The sequence below is a fragment of the Paenibacillus tepidiphilus genome (assembly GCF_008635795.1).
In the GTDB taxonomy this organism is placed as follows: Bacteria; Bacillota; Bacilli; order Paenibacillales; family Paenibacillaceae; genus Paenibacillus_AQ; species Paenibacillus_AQ tepidiphilus.
This window is the reverse complement of record NZ_VWRQ01000002.1, coordinates 331047-346937: the sequence shown is the minus strand read 5'-3', so window position 1 is coordinate 346937 and position 15891 is coordinate 331047. Positions and strand designations below refer to the sequence as shown.

At 52.7% G+C, this 15891-nt stretch carries 13 protein-coding genes; all 13 read left to right on the top strand.

Annotated elements, in window-relative coordinates:
• Positions 1 to 260: 260 nt before the first annotated feature.
• The 13 genes from F1379_RS03675 to F1379_RS03615 all read left to right on the top strand — a co-directional run bounded on the left by F1379_RS03675 (position 261) and on the right by F1379_RS03615 (position 15692).
• Positions 261 to 632, top strand: coding sequence for a hypothetical protein (locus F1379_RS03675; RefSeq protein WP_150266436.1), 372 nt, complete (start codon positions 261 to 263; stop codon positions 630 to 632).
• Positions 633 to 666: 34 nt separating this feature from the next.
• Positions 667 to 846 carry a YfhD family protein gene (locus F1379_RS03670; RefSeq protein WP_150266434.1) on the top strand — a complete coding sequence of 60 codons (180 nt, stop codon included), beginning with the start codon at positions 667 to 669 and terminating at the stop codon, positions 844 to 846.
• 188 nt (positions 847 to 1034) lie between these two features.
• Positions 1035 to 1760, top strand: coding sequence for an NPCBM/NEW2 domain-containing protein (locus F1379_RS03665; protein ID WP_150266432.1), 726 nt, complete (start codon positions 1035 to 1037; stop codon positions 1758 to 1760).
• Between the two features lie 252 nt (positions 1761 to 2012).
• Entirely contained in the window at positions 2013 to 3107 is a 1095-nt protein-coding gene (locus F1379_RS03660; protein ID WP_150266429.1) for an LCP family protein, read from the top strand.
• A gap of 267 nt (positions 3108 to 3374) precedes the next feature.
• Positions 3375 to 5807 (top strand): bifunctional diguanylate cyclase/phosphodiesterase, encoded by a 2433-nt coding sequence (locus tag F1379_RS03655; protein WP_150266427.1) that lies wholly within the window; start codon positions 3375 to 3377, stop codon positions 5805 to 5807.
• Between the two features lie 115 nt (positions 5808 to 5922).
• Positions 5923 to 6483 (top strand): RNA polymerase sigma factor, encoded by a 561-nt coding sequence (locus F1379_RS03650; protein ID WP_150266425.1) that lies wholly within the window; start codon positions 5923 to 5925, stop codon positions 6481 to 6483.
• Positions 6443 to 8140 (top strand): DUF4179 domain-containing protein, encoded by a 1698-nt coding sequence (locus tag F1379_RS03645; RefSeq protein ID WP_150266423.1) that lies wholly within the window; start codon positions 6443 to 6445, stop codon positions 8138 to 8140. The genes F1379_RS03650 and F1379_RS03645 overlap by 41 nt, the downstream gene beginning before the upstream one ends.
• A gap of 235 nt (positions 8141 to 8375) precedes the next feature.
• Positions 8376 to 8954: a DNA-3-methyladenine glycosylase I gene (locus F1379_RS03640; RefSeq protein ID WP_150266421.1), complete on the top strand. Its 579-nt coding sequence runs from the start codon at positions 8376 to 8378 to the stop codon at positions 8952 to 8954.
• Positions 8955 to 9150: 196 nt separating this feature from the next.
• Positions 9151 to 10209, top strand: a complete 1059-nt coding sequence (gene prmA, locus F1379_RS03635; protein ID WP_150266419.1) for a 50S ribosomal protein L11 methyltransferase — start codon at positions 9151 to 9153, stop codon at positions 10207 to 10209.
• A 2-nt stretch (positions 10210 to 10211) separates the two neighbouring features.
• The gene (locus tag F1379_RS03630; protein ID WP_150266416.1) at positions 10212 to 10898 is read left to right on the top strand and encodes a site-2 protease family protein; all 687 of its coding nucleotides are present in this window, start codon (positions 10212 to 10214) and stop codon (positions 10896 to 10898) included.
• Positions 10899 to 11054: 156 nt separating this feature from the next.
• Positions 11055 to 11819: an RsmE family RNA methyltransferase gene (locus tag F1379_RS03625; protein WP_150266414.1), complete on the top strand. Its 765-nt coding sequence runs from the start codon at positions 11055 to 11057 to the stop codon at positions 11817 to 11819.
• Between the two features lie 3 nt (positions 11820 to 11822).
• Positions 11823 to 13166, top strand: a complete 1344-nt coding sequence (gene mtaB / locus F1379_RS03620; protein WP_150266411.1) for a tRNA (N(6)-L-threonylcarbamoyladenosine(37)-C(2))-methylthiotransferase MtaB — start codon at positions 11823 to 11825, stop codon at positions 13164 to 13166.
• A gap of 282 nt (positions 13167 to 13448) precedes the next feature.
• Positions 13449 to 15692 carry an Ig-like domain-containing protein gene (locus F1379_RS03615; RefSeq protein WP_150266409.1) on the top strand — a complete coding sequence of 748 codons (2244 nt, stop codon included), beginning with the start codon at positions 13449 to 13451 and terminating at the stop codon, positions 15690 to 15692.
• Positions 15693 to 15891 lie beyond the last annotated feature (199 nt).

The window sequence follows — 15891 nt, the reverse complement described above, 5'->3', positions numbered from 1 at the left end:
CGAGTTAGGAAATATTACACGCTTTATGAAGGGACTGTTTCAGTGGAGTAAAGGGGTAAAATGTGAAAATGTTGCCGAAAATTGTAGAATGATACGAGGGAATATCTATATCCGAGAGAATATATCGGGAAAATGTCGAGAAGTGTAAAGCTCCGTGTTGCAGAACAATTTTCGCAAATGCGCATAAAAAAAGGTTACCTCCGCACAATAAGCAGAGACCGTTTAAGGTTAGCCATTTCATGCGGAAAGCAGGGATCACCTTGTCCGAAAAAAGTATACTTGCGTACTTCAAATCGCCTGAGGAAGCGGAAGGTGTCTCGCGTAAGCTGCAGGCTTTGCGTGTTATCGACATGTCCATTGACAGCTTCAGTAAATACCCCGGGAACACACAATACTCGGGAAATAATCCGCTTACCGGAGATATTCCCAGTCTGGCGGTGATGACGCTGAATTCGTCGATGGACAGCCATTCAGCCGGAATATTGGCGGCTGCGGATGCCAGCGCAAGCGGAATGAGCCATGGCGGCGACGGCGGACCCACCGGGCGCAACATATTGCTTACCGTTGTTATTGACAGCGAATACCATGACCAGGCACTGCGCATTATTGAAGAGGCCGGAGGTTTGATTTAGTCTAAGAAGCATTAAGGAAACGGAGATGAATGCGATGGACCGGGAAAATTCGAATATTTACTCCAAGACTGACAAAATGAAAATGCTGTATGAAGCCAAGGCGGAGGATGTGGAATTCTCGGCGGCTGAAGCCGATGCGGACGACCTGGAAGCACAGGACCGTGCTCTGGAAGCAGACAAGCGCCAGCTGCATGAGATTCTAAAAAAAGAATAGCCGGCTTTTGGTAATAGAAATATCGGGGATAACGACCTGTGCTAGGGCACAGGTTTCTTTTATTTTGACGTCACATTTTACAAGTAAATAATTTTTGTTTGTACATTATGTGACAATGAAGGGACTATATTGAAAGGATAGAATATATATATTTTAAAAATACATACGTAAGTTGGGAGTGCATTTGGATGAAAGATAAAGCAAAGGGATTAGTTTTTGGAATAGTCATAGGCACTATGATAACGGGGACATCAGCCTTCGCAGCTACTGGTACCAAACTAAACGTAATGCTGGAAAATGTGAAGTTTATGTTTAATGGTGTACATAAGCAAACCACACAAACGATTATTTATAACGGTCAGCTCTATGCGCCGGTGAAAAACATAGCCCAAGGTCTGGGTGAAGGATTTACATATGATGGGGCAAACAAGACTGCTTGGATCGGCCAAAAGCAAGGAGCGTCGAAATATCTCGATGAGCTTAGTTATGCAAGAATTGATGGACCCTATAAAGATCGGTTGTATTTTAAAAATTGGGAAACCCCTAAAGGACTTAAATTCCGTATTGCCGACCAGCAATATTTGCATGGACTGGGAGCAATACTAGATAGTTATTCTTATAATGAAGATGCGGAAGTATCGATTGACTACAACTTTAATGGTAAGTACAAAAAACTTTCCGGTTACATCGGTGTGGATGATTACACTAAGGATACCGACAATACAGGAGCTATTGTTATTATAGGAGACGGTCAGGAACTATACCGCAAAGAAGAAATCCGTGGAGGAGATTTACCCACAAAGCTGGACATTGATGTATCCGGGGTACTAAAACTGCAAATCCAGTTCTTATCTTCACGGGACGATGGTCAGCAAATTGATCTAGTATTTGGTGAGGCTAAATTAAGCCAGTAAATTTAACAATAAAATAAGCAGCCGATGCTCATGCATTGGCTGTATTTTTTTGTGCTAATCGCCATAATGACTCTATACCCCGTTGCCCCTGTCTACAAGAAGTCTTGTTTTATATATTCCAAATAACGTGTCTGTAATTTTCAAGGACAAATAGAGTAGTAAAAGTGACAGGTATCATAGTAACATTATACTCATGTGATATTTTTTACATATTGCTGTATATTTTTCGCAGAAAGAGGTAGCGGAGGAATTATGAAAAATAACGATAAGAAAAAGCCGGCACCGGAATTAAACCGTACGGTCAAGCAAAAAGCCAAAAGACGGAAGCAAAAAAGAAAGAAGTTAGGTCTGATCATTCTGGGCGTTGTTGCTGCGGCGGGTATCTTATCTTTTATTTTCCGTAAAGAATTAATGATGTTCGGATTTGACCATGTTGTGGCGCCTACGGTGGAAGGTACGCTGAAGAATTCATATGAACCGTTGAGCGATGACGGGAAGGAAAACACGGAGACTCCGGCTTCGCTCAAAGGCGATTCGCCGTTCTCATTATTGTTGCTTGGTACGGACCAGCGGAAGAATGAGAACGGACTGTCCGACTCCATTATATATACGGTTGTACGGCCCGAAGACAATAAGGTCCTGTTCGTTTCCATTCCCCGGGATTCCTATACGAAGATTATCGGAGCAGAGGACGTCAAGGGAGCAAGAAGAGAGACGAAGATTAACGCAGCGCATTCTTACGGAGGTGCGCAAATGAGTGTGGATACCGTAGAGAACCTGCTGGATGCACCTATCCAGTATTATGCCACGATCAATTTTCATGGACTTGTGGATGTTGTAGATGCGCTGGACGGAGTGGAGCTCCCTATTACCAAGCTGATCGAGAACAAGAACCCGGCGCATGAGAAGCTGCGGATCGAGCCGAATAAACCGATTTACTCGGGAAAAGAAGCGCTGATGTATGTGAGATACCGTGAGGATTCCGATTTCAAGCGGACGGAGCGGCAGCGGATATTTCTGAAGGCGGTAATGGACCGGATGAAGAATATTAAGAATATCGCCAATATCAAGGACATTATGGGCATCGCGGGCGAGAATTTCAAAACCAACATGAAGGCCGATTTCATGCTCGACCTGGCGAAGCAGGTGATCTTTGAAGGCGGCACGCCGGAGATCACAAGCCATATGCTGCAAGGTTCCGATAAACGGACGGATCAGTGGTACTACATTCTGGATGATGAGGATGTGCAGAATACCCATGAACTGATAGAGTTGTGGCTCGATCCGGATACGGCGGTAAGTGAGCTGGTTACAGAGGCTGGAGACAACGCTCTACCAAATCAGTAAGGAACATTTACGTTATTAATTAAATTCTTATATAATTTTCATTCTGGTTTAAGCTTGGGGCGGTATAGTAATCCCATGACCCCCTTACAATAGACCTTGGCCCCGCCGGTAATCCGGCGGGGTCCTTTTTTTCTCCCGCTGAAAAATGGCGGCGAATAAATCCGGTCATAAAAAGTTTTGACAAAAGTGTCGATTAAGTTGGAATTGTGTCGATATATATACTAATGTCCTTCCGAATTGACCAAAGAAGAGAAAGGGGGGCTGGAAATGGAGCATATGCATGCTTCCCATGACTTGATACTTGTCCTGTTCTCGTATGTAATTGCAGCGGCTTCCTCATATACAGTGCTTGATTTGGCGGCGCGCGTTGGAGAAGCCAAGGCTAGCAGACGGTGGAAATGGCTTGTCTTCGGCTCCGTTCTGATGGGGATGGGCATCTGGTCAGCCCACTTCATCGGGATGCTGGCTTTAAATTTGTCCGTGCCCGTTAAATACAATTTGCTGAAAGTGCTGCTGTCCATAGTGGTCGCAGTCCTTGCTTCATTTATTGCGCTGGCGACGATTGACCGTTGCCGGGCCGGAATCCGGCAAATGCTCGGCGGAGGCATTCTGCTGGCCGCCGGAATTGCGGGTATGCATTACATAGGAATGTCAGCGATGCAGATCGGCATTATGTACCGCCCCGGCTATGTGGTATTGTCGGTTGCCGTTGCCTATGCAGCCGCTGTCGCAGCGCTGAGGCTGTCATTGTCGGCCATGGCCGGAAGCGATAAGCAAGGCGGCTGGAGAAAGCTGTGCGGCGGCCTCGTGCTGGGCGCGGCGATTGCCGGCATGCATTATACCGGGATGCTTGCGGCGCAGTTTGTGCCGGAGCATCTGTACGAGGATATGTCCGGAGTGGTCCTGGAACAGAAATGGCTGGCTTATCTCATTGCCGGCGGGATGCTGCTTACCCTCTGGCTGTCCCTGATTGGCCTCAGTATTTCACGGCGGTTCTCCCACAAGGACACGGAGATTCTGGTGAACGAAAAATGGTACCGCTCTCTCTATGAGCACAATCAGGACGGCATTCTGTCCGTGGATCTCGATTTGCGGATTATCGGCGTTAACCCTGCGGCTTCCCGGATTACCGGGATCAGCCAAGGGATTTTGCAGGAGCGGAGCCTTGATTTCTTTCTCAACATTGTGCTGGAGGAAGACCGCGGGCGGATGCATGAGCTGTTCAGCCGATCTTTTGGCGGAGAGCATGTCAGCTATGAAACGACGATTATTCATCAAGAGGGACACCATGTGGATATCAGCGTCATTAATGCTCCGGTTACGGTAGACGGACAGGTGGTCGGCACCTATGTGATTGCCAGAGATGTGACAGAGGACAAGCGGGCCAAGGAGCGGAATCATTATCTGGCCTTTCACGATGAATTGACCGGACTGCCCAACCGCCGGATGTTCAATCAGCTGCTGGAGCAGGCCATCGAGACGCACAGCGGAAAGCGGGAGCCGTTCGGCGTTATGGTGCTGGATCTCGACCGGTTCAAAATGATCAACGATTCGCTGGGCCATCTGTATGGCGACATGTTCCTGAAAGAGATGAGCAGCCGCATCAGGAACAGCGTGGTGAATGAGAATGTGGTTCTGGCCCGTCTCGGCGGGGATGAATTCGCCCTGCTGTGCCGCTTCACCCGCAAGCAGATGAATGCCACGGACATCGCCGAGTCCATGATTGCTGCGGTAACACAGCCGTATCATCTGAAGGAACGCGAGTTCTACGCCACGATGAGTATCGGGATCGCCTTTTTTCCATATCACGGAGAAGATCCTGTTCAACTGCTGAAGAATGCCGACACCGCCATGTACGAGGTGAAAAAGAACGGCAAAAACGACTATCATTTCTTCTCCGAGGAGTTAAACGGCGAGCTGCTGGAACGCCTTGAGCTCGAAGGGGATTTGCGCAGGGCTCTGGAGCGGGATGAATTTGTGCTCCATTATCAGCCGCAGGTGCGAGAGGACCGCAAAGCGGTCGTCGGGGTGGAAGCGCTGGTCCGTTGGCAGCATCCCCGGCGGGGGCTGCTCTCGCCGGGTGTCTTTATCCCGCTGGCCGAAGAAATGGGCCTGATTGTGGAGCTGGGGCAATGGGTGCTGCGCGAAGCCTGCCGGCAGATGCGCCGGTGGCATGAGGCAGGCGGGCCGCTGGTTCCGGTGGCGGTTAATCTGTCCTCCCAGCAGTTTCATCAGTACAACTTGCTGGAGGAAATTATGGGCATTCTGGAGGAGAGCGGGCTCGCCCCGGAGTATCTGGAGCTGGAAATTACGGAGAGCATGATGATGAACGCGGCGATTTCCTCCGAGGTGCTTAGCGGACTGGCCAAAACCGGAATCCGCATCAGTCTGGATGACTTCGGCACCGGCTACAGCTCGCTCAGCTATCTGAGACTGTATCCCATCCATAAGGTGAAGATCGACAGATCCTTTATCCGGGATATTGTGTCTAACAAGGATGACCGGGCGATCGTAGCTGCGATCATCACGCTGGCGCGCCATTTGAAGATGGAAGTGATCGCCGAAGGCATCGAGACCCGCGAGCAGCTGGGCATTCTGCTGGACAAGGGCTGCCGGGAGTTTCAGGGCTACTATTACAGCCGGCCGCTGCCGGCTCATGAGATTGCCGAAACCTTTTTGCTTGCTGCACGGACCTCATAGGTCCGTGTTTTTTGTGATTTGCAAAATAAGGAAAACAATTATACTGGGTAAAATGAACCTTTTGCCGCCGGCGATTGTTTAATAGACAGTTTGACCGGAAAGGAGGAGCTAACGTTTGAAGAGCAGCCGGGAGTTATTTGAGACCTACAGCAAGGAAGTCTACCGGACTTGTTACTTTATGGTACATGACGCCGGTGATGCCGAGGATCTCTGCCAGGAAGTATTCATCACCGTGCTTCGCAGCCCTTGGCGGGACGTGAAGTATCTGCGGGCCTGGATCCTGAAAATTGCCGTCAATGCCTGCCTGAACCATCTGAAACGCAGCCGCAGCTTATCGCGCAAGGTGTCGGATCATGCGTTTATGCTTGCCGGAAGGGAAGCGGAGGCGCCGGAAGAGGTGGCGGAGGAACGTGAACAGGCGGAGCGGCTTGCAGAGGCCATGGAGAGGCTGCCGGATAAAATCCGTGCCGTGCTTACTCTGCGGTACATGCATGACCTTAGTCTGGCTGAAATTGCGGAAGCCCTGTCCATCCCGCTGGGAACAGCCAAATCCAGGCAGCATAAGGGACTGAAGCTGATGAAAGAACTGCTGAAGAATAGCGGGATGCTTGAGAGTGAAGGGGGAAACGGTGTATATGAACAAGCTGGAACATATACTGAAGCGGCACTTAAATAGTAAGAAGGATGTTCCGTATCCCGATTTCGGCGCAATGTGGGAACGGCTCGAGCAGGAGGAGCGTGCTTCGGCAGAGGCGATGGCAGCCGGTTCCAATCCGGTACGGCCTTGGAATATGCGGGGGAGGAGAACTCCGGGCTCCGGCTCCATGCATCATTGGCGGAGGATGGCCGTTGCAGCTTCGCTCTGCGCGCTGCTGGCTGCTGCACCGGTATATGCAGCCATTCAAAACTATGATGACTGGTCTCCGCTGCTGCGCTTAAGAGAAGGCGTTCAGACGGCACTGGACAGCCAGCTGGGTCAGCAGCTGGAGCAGTCCGTCACCCATGCGGGAAACACACTTACGCTGCATACGGCAGTAGTGGATGAGAACCGGACCGTCATCCTGTATACACTGGATGTGGGCGAGCGGAATCCGGATTATGACTGGCGGTTTCCTGATGCCTTACTGATGAGCGCAAACGGTAAGACAGCTGAAGACAGTATGAACTACGTTTTCTGGGATGAAGAAGCGCAGCGGTATAGCGGTTTTGTTGAAAGCGACTGGGCGCCTAAGCAAAAGACGGAGTCCGTTAGTTTGACATTTCCCGTCCTGGCGGCAACCAGTATCCAGGAAGTAGACTTGCCGCTCAATATCAGCAACCCAGCCAAGCAGAGCTTTGATATCGCTCAGGGGGGCATTGGAACCCTTACGGTCCAGCCTTTTGTCTCCAGCAAAGAAGTGATGCTCTCCTCGGCGGTTACCTTAACAGAACCGGATGCCAGAGAAACGGCTGCTCCGGAAATTACAGTAACCCTCGGCGGAGAACCTGTGCAGCAGCTGCCAAAAGGAAAGGTTGGCGCACCGGGGGACAACGGCGAATATACGATGCTGCAGTATTACAAAACGGAGGATTTGGCGAAGGGAGAGCCGGTCTTTAAGCTGCAATACAGCAGAATGGAAGAACGGATCGAGACCCCGTTTACCTTTGATTTAATGCTGAGCAAGAAGCAGATGGAGAGCGGTACGATTAAAACGGCGGTGAACAAGCCGCTGGAGGCCGGAAGCAATGTAGCGGTCATCAAGAATATGGTGATTACGCCGACGCAAATCCGCGTATATGTGCGGACTAAGGATAGTAATCAGCCTGCATACCGCCAAGGCTTGCTGGAGGTCGGCGGACGGACGCTGGAGGGAACCGGATATTCGGCATATAACAGGAACGATCCAGACCTATATGGACTTACCTTTGAGCGTCCGAGGGATCTGACCGTCCACGCTGATACTCCGATTACCTTCGTTGGCCGCTATAAGGTGACTGAACATAAGGGTGAGAAGGAACCGCTGCTGCTTACGGATATATCAGAAACGAGGCAAACGCTCATTCATCAGACAGGCGGCTATCCCGTTACTTGGACCTACTATATGAAGGGCAATGATTTGTTTGTGGAAACGTACAGCGACGACAGCCGTTTCGGCGGCGTCAATCAGACGCATATTGGTCTGGGCAAGAATAAACTTCTCGGAATGCCGGTTACGATGAATTTTTCTGGAGACGGAGATAATAAGGCTGTGGATGTGTATAAGGATTTCAAGGGTACGGAAGCATCTATTTACATGTTCTCCTACACCACCGATGATCCGGAAAAAGAGACACGCGTGCAGCTTCGGCCGTGAGAATGTTGCGATAAGTCAAAGAACGTTCGGGTTCCATGGGAGCGCGGGCGTTTTTTTCTTTTGTATATCATGCCATAGCCCCACTTTGTGGGGTTATTTTGCTTTACTTAAACTTCGGGTTATTCGGAAACGGGCTGGTATTTTGCCTGGTGTTCCTTTATCTTAAGAAGAGCCGGATCGCGGGCGGAAATGCCCCGATTCATTCTATATTTCTGCAGCCAAGGAGGACAAGCCGATGAACCGTACCCGCTGCGGCTGGGTTAACGAGGACCCGCTGTATATCGCCTATCATGATGAGGAATGGGGCAAGCCGCTTTACGAGGACCGCAAGCTGTTTGAGCTGCTGATGCTGGAAGGGATGCAGGCAGGGCTGAGCTGGTACACCGTCCTGAAGAAGCGCGAGCATTTCCGGGAGGTATTCGACGGCTTTGATCCGTTATTAATTGTACAGTACGATGAAGCCAAGCTGGAACAGTTGATGCAGGATCCCGGCATTATCCGCAATAAGCTGAAGATCAATGCCATCGTCCGCAATGCGGGCGTGTATTTGCAGATTTGCCGCGAAGAGGGCAGCTTTGCCCGTTATGTGTGGAGCTTTGCCGGCGGCAAGCCGCTGGTCAATGCCTGGGGGAACCGGAGCGAGGTGCCGGCAACGACCCCGGCCTCGGATGCCATGAGCAAAGCGCTGGCCCGCAAAGGGATGAAATTTGTCGGTTCGACCATCTGCTATGCCTTCATGCAGGCTTCCGGCATGGTGGACGATCACACGCTGGACTGCTTCTGCCACGGTAAAGGCGCTGCACTCCGGGGATGACGCTGCTTTTGGCGCTCCCATCCTATATAATGGTATACTATATGGGCAACAAAACTAAGCGTATGCTTCCGATGCAAGTTTTGTGAGAAGCTGCACTGAAGGATTAGGCAACAAAACTAAGCATATGCTTACGAAGCAAGTTTTGTAAGAAGCTGTGCTGAAGGATCAGGCAACAAAACTTTTAGGAGGACCCATAATGTTATGGCATGAATTAACGGTACATACAACGGAAGAGGCGCAGGAGATGGTATCCAATCTGCTGTATGAAGCCGGGGCGGGCGGCGTGTCCATTGAGGAGTCCGGCTCGCTCAGCAAGACACGGGAAACGCGCTACGGCGAGCTGTATGATGAGCCGCTGAATGATATTCCGCTCGGCGAAGCGGTAATTAAAGGCTATTACTCTGAGTCGGTATCCATGGATGAAGTGGTCAGCGAGGTCGCGCCGCGTGTAGAGGAGCTGCGCTCCTTCGGCATCGACCCCGGCAAAGCGCTGATCTCCTGGAGAACGGTCGACGAGGATGACTGGGCCCATGCCTGGAAGCAGTATTTCAAGCCGCTGCGCGTCTCGGAGCGGCTGACGATCAAGCCGACCTGGGAGGAGTATACCCCTTCGTCACCACAGGAACGCATCATTGAGCTGGACCCCGGAATGGCGTTCGGAACGGGAACCCATCCTACGACGGCATTGTGTCTGCGCGCATTAGAGAAGCATATCGTGGGCGGCGAAGAAGTCATCGACGTCGGCACCGGCTCCGGCATTCTGGCGGTAGGCGCGGTGCTGCTGGGAGCAGGCTCTGTCCTGGCGCTTGACCTCGATCCGGTCGCTGTGGAGAGTGCCCGCCAGAATGTAGAGCTGAATGGGCTGTCCCGGGCGATTACCGTCAAGGAAAGCGACCTGCTGTCCTTGCTCGGAGGCAGCGGAGCCACGGATACGGATGCGGCCAACCTGTGGCCCGCGGCCAGAGGTGAGCACCGCACGGATGCAGGCGAAGCGGCGCAGGCTGCGGATGCACCGGAAACGCTGGGGGTCAAGCTGCCGGTGCAAATCGTGGTGGCCAATATTCTGGCGGAGATTCTGGTGCTGTTTACAGAGGATGTATACCGGGCGCTGCAGCCCGGAGGCGTATATATCAGCTCCGGCATCTATAAAGATAAGGAGAAGCTGGTGGGCGATGCATTGATTGCCTCGGGCTTTGAGATTATGGAAGTGTCCCGCGAAGAAGATTGGGTGGCGTTTACGGCCGGAAAGAGGTAGACATGGATTTTCTGGAAAGTATTTTAATCGTTCCGCTGGAGCAGCTGCCGTTCCTGCTCATTACACTGGTGATTGCTTTTACCGTGCATGAGTTCAGCCATGCCTATTTCGCCAACAAATTCGGTGATCCAACGGCACGGCTGCTGGGACGGATGACACTGAATCCTACGGTGCATTTCGATTTCTTCGGCATTATTCTGCTCCTGATTGCCGGCTTCGGCTGGGCCCGGCCGGTTCCCGTGAACCGCGAGAACTTCAGCCGTCCGCGTCTGATGGGCGTTATTGTCTCTGCTGCGGGACCGCTCAGCAATTTGCTCCTGGGTATCCTCGGAACGCTGGTCTATGCTGCGTTTGCGGCGACAGGCGTATTCGATGCCGTATCTAACGACAAGCTGCTGCAGGCGCTGTATTGGTTCTTTGGACATTTTATTCAACTGAACTTCTTCCTGTTTGTCTTCAACCTGATCCCGCTTCCGCCGCTCGACGGCTACCGGATTATCGAAGACCTGGCTCCGCGCCCGCTGCGCGGAAGATTGCAGCAGTACGAAACCTGGCTTTCCCTGCTGTTCCTGCTGATTATATTTATCCCGGGCCTGCGGGCATACACCATTACTCCGCTGAGTGCCTTTGCCAGCAGCATGTCACTGGATTTCCTGCAATTGTTCTTTAAATTGTTCGGCGGGGTTTAAAGCTTCCTTTGGGGTGGTCAGCCCGCTGTAAACATTGTATGATGGACTGTGTTGTTTTTTAGGGTGATTTATGTGTCAGAAGCGGCGGCCGTCGTCCTGGAGAATGCAGGAATGCCGCCGCTTTTATGCTGAATAATGAACAGGATGAGGATGACTATGCAGCGTTATTTCGTAAACCCGGAGCAGTTCGGCGCAGATACTGCAGTGATTTGCGGCGAGGATGCCCGCCATATTGCCAAAGTCATGCGCGGCAAGGCCGGCGACAAGCTGATTGTCAGCGACGGCGTGCAGCGCGAAGCCCTGGCGGAAATATCCGCCATTGAAATCGGCGAGGTTACCGTTCATATACTGGAGCCGCTGGCCATGAGCCGTGAACCGCGGCTGAAGATAACCGTGGCCCAGAGTCTGCCCAAAGGGGACAAGCTGGAAACGGTGATTCAGAAATGCACCGAGATCGGCGCCGTAGCCTTTGCCCCGTTCCTCTCGGAGCGTACCATCGTGCAATACGACGAGCGCAAGGAGGGCAAACGGCTGGAGCGCTGGCGCAAAATATGCAAGGAGGCGGCGGAGCAGGCTCACCGCAACATTGTTCCCGAGGTTCATGCTCCGGTCAGCTGGAAGCAGCTGCTGGCGGGCTTCGGCGAATATGATGCTGTATATTTCTGCTATGAGAAAGAGGAAGGGCTGCAGCTGCGCTCGGCGGTTGCCCCGTGGCTGGCTGGGCTTAAGTCTGAAGCACCAGGGAAGGTGCTGGTAGTCGTCGGTCCTGAAGGCGGCTTCAGCGAGGCCGAGTGCGCAGCGGCTGAAGCCGCCGGTGCGGTATCCGTAGGGCTGGGCAAGCGTATCCTGCGCTGCGAGACGGCGGGCATGGTGGCCGCAGCCTGTATCCTTTATGAATCCGGAGAAATGGGGGAAGCTTGAACAATGCCATCCGTAGCATTTTATACTTTAGGTTGTAAGGTCAATTTCTACGACACTGAAGCCATCTGGCAGCTTTTCAAAAATGAAGGTTACGAGCAGGTTGACTTCGAAGGGCCTGCCGATGTGTATCTGATCAACACCTGCACGGTCACCAACACCGGCGACAAGAAGAGCCGGCAGATGATCCGCCGTGCCGTGCGCCGCAATCCGGAGGCGATTGTCGCCGTGACGGGCTGCTACGCCCAAACCTCGCCGGGTGAAATTCTGGACATTCCCGGCGTTGACCTGGTTATCGGCAACCAGGACCGCGACCAGATTATGACTCATGTGAACCAGATTCAGCAGTCGCGCCAGCCGGTCAATGCCGTGCGTAATATCATGAAGACGCGCGAGTTCGAGGAGCTGGACGTACCGGGATTTGCGGACCGGACGCGGGCGTTCCTGAAGATTCAGGACGGCTGCAACAACTTCTGCACGTTCTGCATTATTCCATGGTCGCGTGGGCTGTCGCGCAGCCGTGATCCGCAGTCGATTGTCAAGCAGGCGCACCAAATGGTGGAAGCCGGTTATAAGGAGTTTGTGCTTACCGGTATCCACACCGGCGGCTATGGCGATGATCTGGACAACTACCGGTTGTCCGACCTGCTGTGGGAGCTGGATAAGGTCGACGGGCTGGAACGCGTGCGCATCAGCTCGATTGAAGCCAGTCAGATTGACGGGAGGCTGCTGGAGGTGCTGGGCAGCAGCTCCAAGATGTGCCGCCATCTGCACATTCCGCTGCAGGCCGGACATAATGATGTGCTGAAAGCGATGCGCCGGAAATACACGACGGAAGAGTACTTCACCAAGATGCAAATGATCCGCCAGGCCATGCCGGATGTGGGAATTACAACCGACGTCATCGTCGGCTTCCCGGGCGAGACCGACGAAATGTTCCGGGCTGGCTATGACTTCATGAAGGCGGTCAACTACTCCGAGATGCATGTGTTCCCGTATTCCAAACGGACGGGCACACCGGCGGCGCGGATGACGAATCAGGTCGATGAGGAGATTAAAAATGCCCGCGTGCAGGAGCTGATCGATCTCTCCGAGGAGATGCAGCTGGCGTATGCACAGCGGTTCGTCGGCCAGACGCTGTCCGTTATCGCTGAACGTTCGGCGAAGGATGCACCCGGACGCGAGGTGCAGCATGGCTTTTCTGACAACTACCTGCAGGTCTTCTTTGACGGCGATGATTCGCTGCAGGGAGAGCTCTGCCAGGTCAAGATTACGGAGGCGGGCATCAATGAATGCAAGGGTGAGCTGATCCGCGTCGGCGGTGGCACCCTGCACTCTGCAGTGCGTTAACTGTTGGCGGAAGCATCGCCAGCAGCAGATAACGAAAGACAGGATTCTTCGAAGGGGCGACTTTGCCTCCTTCTATTAACCTATAAGAAACGGCTGGCACTTGTTTGCAAGGTGCCTGCCGTTTTTTTATAGACGAGTGTATAGTTATAAAGTCCTGAATTCGTCTGTCCGCTGACAATCTGCTGATAAAAGGTAAAAAAAACGGGCCCGATTGTCGATATAGTGGAAGAGTGTGGCAATGTCGGCCACAAATATTATTCTTACTGCCTAAGGAGAGAACAGATGACTGTGTACAGGAAAACGACGAAAATGCTCCTCATCATGATATTGCTCATCGCCGCAGCATTTCCGGTAAACGTCTTTGCCGCTACTGGCGACATCAACTCCATTGAGTTCGAAAGCTCGGCCAAAGTGGAGATGACCGTCGGCCAGACACCGAAGCAGCTTAAGGTATATGCGAACCTGGAAGGCTCGTCCTCCAAAAAGGATGTCACGGCAGCAGCCGTATGGACCTCCTCCAAAACCGATGTCGTCAAGGTAATCAACGGCCTGATTACGCCGATTGATACCGGGACAGCCTTAATTACCGCTACCTACAAAGATGCGGTGGCTACACTGGAAGTGTCTGTCACCCACCCGTTCAAGGAATTGACCCTGGAGCGCAGCTCCGAAGGGAATTATAAGCTGGGCGACGACGAGGAGACGCTGCTCGTCAAAGCCACGGCGGTGGGCGGAGAATCCGCCACAGCCAAGAAGGACGTAACGGAAGATGCCGAATGGAGCAGCTCCAGCACCGGCGTGCTGACGATCTCCAAAGGCCAGATTACGCTGGTCGGCGAAGGCACGGCAACCATTACGGCCAAGTACAAGGGATTGACGGCTACTTTCAAGGCCGTGGTGCAGCTCCCGTATTCGGCACTGGTGCTGAAGCAGTCCGGCAAAGAAGTCAAGGAGCTGGAAATGCTGGTCGGCGATGACCCTGTGCAGCTGACGGCAGTGACTAAGGCCACTGCGGACAGCACAGAAGAGAACATCGCTGACAAGGCAGAGTGGACCAGCTCCAGCGAGAATGTAGCCAAGGTGGAAGACGGCAAGATTACAGTATCAGCCGCAGGCAAAGCCGTCGTTACCGCCAGCTACCTCGGCGTATCCAAATCAGTGGATGTCTATGTGCGCGCCCCGTATGAAGCGCTGCTGCTTGATCCTTCCGGCGATCAAAGCCTGTTCCTGGGCGAGAGCCTGGAAGTGAAGGCGGAGATGCGCAACGCTGTTAACTCTACGGTTAATGAATCGGCCAGTGCGGTATGGACCTCCGATAATGCGCTGAATGTAACAGTAACCAAGAATACTTCCGGCACCGCTGCGGAGGCTTCGGCAACCGTTGCCGCCAAGGCCGTCGGCAGTGCAGTGATCAAAGCCGAGAATCTGGGTGTCAGCAAATCGTTTAAAGTTACAGTGTATCCAACGATGACTGAACTGACAGCCGACAAGAACGAGCTTGAGCTTTACACCGCAGATTCCGCAAGCCTGCCGAAGGTGACCGGCACGAAGCTGGACGGTTCGAAGCAGGATATATCCTCAGAGATGGAGTGGAGCTCGGCGGATGAGGATATTGTGACTGTTAAGGACGACAAGCTTGTGGCCGGCGAAGCCGGAACCGTCACGCTTACGGGAAAGATTAAGGAAGGCAATGTCTCCGCTTCGCCGTCCTCCATCCGCTCGGCAAGCGTGCAGGTGAAAGTAACCGTCCAGAACAAAGTGCTGGTACTGATCGGGCCGGACGACGCTTTCGGCCTTGTTATCGGGGAAGAGAGACCGCTGCCGCAGGTTACGGCTGTACTGGAGAACGGCGATGAGCTGGATGTCTCGGATACCATCACCTGGGAGCTCAGCAACAGCAATGCGGTAATTAAACAAACCGCAAGCGGCAAGACCGTCAAGGGGCTTATCAAAGGCTCCTCCAGCCTGAAGGGCACCTATGCCAACAAGACGATCAGCATTCCTGTGACCGTTGAGCAGAAGGTTGTGAAGCTGGTGGTTGAACCGGCCACGCTGGAATTGAATATCAAGGGCTCCAAAACGATCAAAGTGACCGGAACCTACTCCAACGGCAAGACAGCGAATTTCTCCAGCTCGATGAACTGGGTGTCCTCCAATCCGGAGATCGCAACAGTAAAAGGTACGTCCGTCAAAGCGGTAGCCGAGGGTTCCGTTACACTGACCGGCTCGTATCAGGGCATCAGCGCTACCGTTAAGGTCAATATTGTACCTAAGCTGACCAAACTGACGGTGAACGAGAACAAGCTGGCCCTCGCTCCTGGCGGAGTCAAGACGGTGGCTGTTACTGCGCTGTACGATACAGGCAAGACCGCCAATGTAACCGGCGCCGTCGTCTGGACCAGCTCCAAGCCTTCGGTGGCCACGGTAAATGCTTCGGGCACCATTACCGCCGTCTCCAAGGGCTCGGCCTCCATTAAGGGCAAGCTGGGCAACAAGACGGTAACGGTATCCGTTTCAGTGAAATAGAATCAGCGCCTGCCGGTGCCTGTTAATCAAGGCATTCGAATAAGCAGGCAGATCTGAATATCCGCAAAATGCTGCACGGAGCAGCGTTTTGCGGTTTTTTTGTATAACGGTACCCGGCATAACGTAGTTACAACAAGAAGAATGGCAGTGGGATTACATATATGGAATAATAACTGTAGCAATCCCGAGTAATTCGATG

Excerpts from the sequence above, each read along its gene's own strand:
- mtaB (WP_150266411.1), top strand. The coding sequence starts at position 11,823 with ATGCCATCCGTAGCATTTTATACTTTAGGTTGTAAGGTCAATTTCTAC.
- F1379_RS03665 (WP_150266432.1), top strand. The coding sequence starts at position 1,035 with ATGAAAGATAAAGCAAAGGGATTAGTTTTTGGAATAGTCATAGGCACT.
- F1379_RS03660 (WP_150266429.1), top strand. The coding sequence starts at position 2,013 with ATGAAAAATAACGATAAGAAAAAGCCGGCACCGGAATTAAACCGTACG.
- F1379_RS03640 (WP_150266421.1), top strand. The coding sequence starts at position 8,376 with ATGAACCGTACCCGCTGCGGCTGGGTTAACGAGGACCCGCTGTATATC.
- F1379_RS03655 (WP_150266427.1), top strand. The coding sequence starts at position 3,375 with ATGGAGCATATGCATGCTTCCCATGACTTGATACTTGTCCTGTTCTCG.
- F1379_RS03645 (WP_150266423.1), top strand. The coding sequence starts at position 6,443 with ATGAACAAGCTGGAACATATACTGAAGCGGCACTTAAATAGTAAGAAG.
- prmA (WP_150266419.1), top strand. The coding sequence starts at position 9,151 with ATGTTATGGCATGAATTAACGGTACATACAACGGAAGAGGCGCAGGAG.
- F1379_RS03670 (WP_150266434.1), top strand. The coding sequence starts at position 667 with ATGGACCGGGAAAATTCGAATATTTACTCCAAGACTGACAAAATGAAA.
- F1379_RS03615 (WP_150266409.1), top strand. The coding sequence starts at position 13,449 with ATGACTGTGTACAGGAAAACGACGAAAATGCTCCTCATCATGATATTG.
- F1379_RS03625 (WP_150266414.1), top strand. The coding sequence starts at position 11,055 with ATGCAGCGTTATTTCGTAAACCCGGAGCAGTTCGGCGCAGATACTGCA.
- F1379_RS03630 (WP_150266416.1), top strand. The coding sequence starts at position 10,212 with ATGGATTTTCTGGAAAGTATTTTAATCGTTCCGCTGGAGCAGCTGCCG.